This is a genomic window from Streptomyces sp. (assembly GCF_036566765.1).
In the GTDB taxonomy this organism is placed as follows: domain Bacteria; phylum Actinomycetota; class Actinomycetes; order Streptomycetales; family Streptomycetaceae; genus Streptomyces.
In genome coordinates this window covers 1-2,252 of the sequence record NZ_DATCVQ010000596.1, presented here as the reverse complement: position 1 = coordinate 2,252, position 2,252 = coordinate 1, and the positions used below count along the sequence as shown (strand labels likewise).

6 protein-coding genes are annotated in these 2,252 nt (G+C 68.7%); 5 read left to right on the top strand and 1 reads right to left on the bottom strand.

The annotated features are described in order from the left end of the window. The 3 genes from VIU94_RS34520 to VIU94_RS34510 form a co-directional block, all read left to right on the top strand. Positions 1-291: glycosyltransferase (locus VIU94_RS34520; RefSeq protein ID WP_331917733.1), on the top strand; the 291-nt coding region annotated here is incomplete at its 5' end. A 10-nt stretch (positions 292-301) separates the two neighbouring features. Then, the gene (locus VIU94_RS34515) at positions 302-715 is read left to right on the top strand and encodes a hypothetical protein (protein ID WP_331917731.1); all 414 of its coding nucleotides are present in this window, start codon (positions 302-304) and stop codon (positions 713-715) included. Further along, positions 715-1,089, top strand: a complete 375-nt coding sequence (locus tag VIU94_RS34510) for a hypothetical protein (protein WP_331917729.1) — start codon at positions 715-717, stop codon at positions 1,087-1,089. Before VIU94_RS34515 ends, VIU94_RS34510 begins: the two co-directional genes overlap by 1 nt. Here the strand turns inward: VIU94_RS34510 and VIU94_RS34505 are convergent. Further along, complete coding sequence (locus VIU94_RS34505; protein ID WP_331917727.1) at positions 1,079-1,408, bottom strand: DUF4429 domain-containing protein; 330 nt, start codon at positions 1,406-1,408, stop codon at positions 1,079-1,081. The two genes, VIU94_RS34510 and VIU94_RS34505, sit on opposite strands and share 11 nt — an antisense overlap. A 32-nt stretch (positions 1,409-1,440) precedes the next feature. Between VIU94_RS34505 and VIU94_RS34500 the strand changes: the two genes are divergently transcribed. Both VIU94_RS34500 and VIU94_RS34495 read left to right on the top strand, forming a co-directional pair. Further along, positions 1,441-1,770 carry an HK97 gp10 family phage protein gene (locus tag VIU94_RS34500; RefSeq protein WP_331917725.1) on the top strand — a complete coding sequence of 110 codons (330 nt, stop codon included), beginning with the start codon at positions 1,441-1,443 and terminating at the stop codon, positions 1,768-1,770. Next, positions 1,767-2,159, top strand: coding sequence for a hypothetical protein (locus VIU94_RS34495; protein ID WP_331917723.1), 393 nt, complete (start codon positions 1,767-1,769; stop codon positions 2,157-2,159). Before VIU94_RS34500 ends, VIU94_RS34495 begins: the two co-directional genes overlap by 4 nt. Positions 2,160-2,252: the final 93 nt, after the last annotated feature.

The following is a 2,252-nucleotide window of genomic DNA, read 5'->3' as shown; positions in this document are numbered from 1 at the left end:
CTGCTGATGCCGTCGTCCTACGAGTCGTGGGGCCGGGCCGGAGTTGAGGCTCTTGCGAGCGGCATCCCTGTTGTGGCTCACCCGACGCCCGGCCTGTGCGAGTCGCTCGGCGAGGCCGGCATCTTCGTCGACCGTGCTGATGCGGCCGGCTACGAGGCGGTCCTGCGGAAGCTCGGGGCGGCGGCCGAGTACCGGCTGGCGTCGAAGCGGGCGAAGGCCCGGTCTACCGAACTCGATCCGGCTGCCGATCTGGCGGCCTGGTGCGCAGCCGTCGAGGGCCTTGTCTCCTAGGAGGTGCACGATGGCGTTCATCCCGCCCACCGCGGAAGAGCTCGGCCTCTTCCTCGACCTTCAGGAGATCGACGGCAACCGCGCCGACTTCCTGATCAACAAGGCCATCTCGCTGTGCCAGACCGTGGTCAAACCGCTGCCCGAGGGCGCCGATTCGGTTGTCCTGTCGGTGGCTGGCCGGGCTTTCGTAAATCCCGGACAGGCCACCTACGAGACGATTGGCCCGATGGCGGTGCAGCGGCCGACGGGGTCGGGCGGCCTGTACTTGACGAAGGCGGATAAGTCGGCGCTGAAGTCGCTGGCTGGACGGGGCGGCGCGTTCACGGCCGACCCAACACCGGCCACGGCGGATCCGTCGCCGACGTGGCCGATCGATGACGCCGGCTTCGCGGACGAGTTCGAGCCGGGCTGGGGGTATGGCTGATGCCGTATCCGTTCGGGGAGGCCGTGCGGGTGCTACGTACCGGCACGTCGCCGGGCCGGGATCCGCGCGGGCATCCGCTGCCGGGTCCGGACGAGTCGTTCGACCTCGCGCGCTGCGTGGTGACGCCGCGTGCGGAGACACCGCAGGTAGGTGGTGAGCAGCAGCAAGCCCGGGACACGGTGATTGTCGGCTGGACCGTCTACGTTCCCGCTGACCAGCCGCCGCAGGCCCGGCTACCGCTGCGCACCACGGATCAGGTGATGGTTCGCGGCGTGAAATGCGACATCACCGGCGAGCCCGGGGACTGGGGCCGTTCCCCGTTCACCGGCACCCGCGGCGTCATCCAGTTCGCCGCCGACCGCGTCACCGGATAGTGCGGGCCTGCTCGACGGCGGCGATCAGCTTCTCGGCTGCATCGTTGCTTCTGCGGGGGATGGACAGGCTGTACGGGTCCTCGTATGGGGGCCTGCCGCCACCAAAGCTCCCCGAAGGCTTCTCGCCTGCCGGTCGGCCGTCGGGCAGCAGGAACTGCACGTAGCCGTGAAACAGGCGGCTGCCGGGCTTGAGGCGCGTGCCTTGAATGTCTGCGGCTCGCAGACGGGTCGGCGCAGGCTTTGGTCCGATCGGCGTCTTCGTGATGGTGATCCATTCCCCGTCGAAGCTGATGCTGCCGAGCACGCCCTTGACGTCCATACATCCCCCTTGAGTTGCGAGGAGTAGAGGGTATGGCAGCTCGGTTCAAACTCAAGCGCAAGGGCGTCGGCGAGATGCTGCGGATGCCGGGCATGCAGGCGGAGATGCTGCGGCGTGCCGAGGTCATCAAGGGCGTCGCGGTGGCGCTGTCGCCAGTCGATCAGTCGAGTCCGGACCCTGGCCACTACCAGCGGTCGTGGGAGACGGACAGCACGAATCGCGGCGGGCGTCGCCGCGACCGCGCGGTGGGCTACGTCCGCAACAGCGCTTACTACGCCCGATGGGTGGAGTACGGCACCGAACGCGTTCCAGCCCACCATGTCCTGTTGCGGGCGGCGCAGTTGGGCGGGCGGAACCAGTGACCGCCCTCGTCGACATCGAACTGGAGCTCATCACCCGTGGCACCGCCCGATTCCCGGACGCGGTGGTGCGTGACGAACTCGACAACAACCTCGCCGACGAGTTGCCGACGATCCAGATCCAGCAGATCCCGGCAGGTGACGAGGACGGGCTGAAGCTGGCCCGGATGCTCGTCGACATCGACGTGTACGCCGCCACCCGGGCTGATGCGATCGGGCTGGCTCGCGAGGTGCACGACTGGGTGACCCGCGAACTCCGCGGAACGACCAGTGATACCGCCGTGATCGGCAGAACGGGCGCCCTCTCGCTGCCCGCCGGCCGCGACTACGAGAACACCGCCCTGCGCCGCGTCGGGGCGACCTACGCAATCTTCTGCCATCCGGTCTCCTGACCGACGGCTGGGCCCGCGCCGGACCCTCAACACCCGCCCGTGCGCGGGCTCTTCCATGTCTGGAGACACATCATGGTCAACATCACCCGCGCC

Bases quoted from the DNA above. Each gene is read 5' to 3' on its own strand.
- VIU94_RS34515 (WP_331917731.1), top strand. From the start codon at position 302: ATGGCGTTCATCCCGCCCACCGCGGAAGAGCTCGGCCTCTTCCTCGAC.
- VIU94_RS34510 (WP_331917729.1), top strand. From the start codon at position 715: ATGCCGTATCCGTTCGGGGAGGCCGTGCGGGTGCTACGTACCGGCACG.
- VIU94_RS34505 (WP_331917727.1), bottom strand. From the start codon at position 1,408: ATGGACGTCAAGGGCGTGCTCGGCAGCATCAGCTTCGACGGGGAATGG.
- VIU94_RS34500 (WP_331917725.1), top strand. From the start codon at position 1,441: ATGGCAGCTCGGTTCAAACTCAAGCGCAAGGGCGTCGGCGAGATGCTG.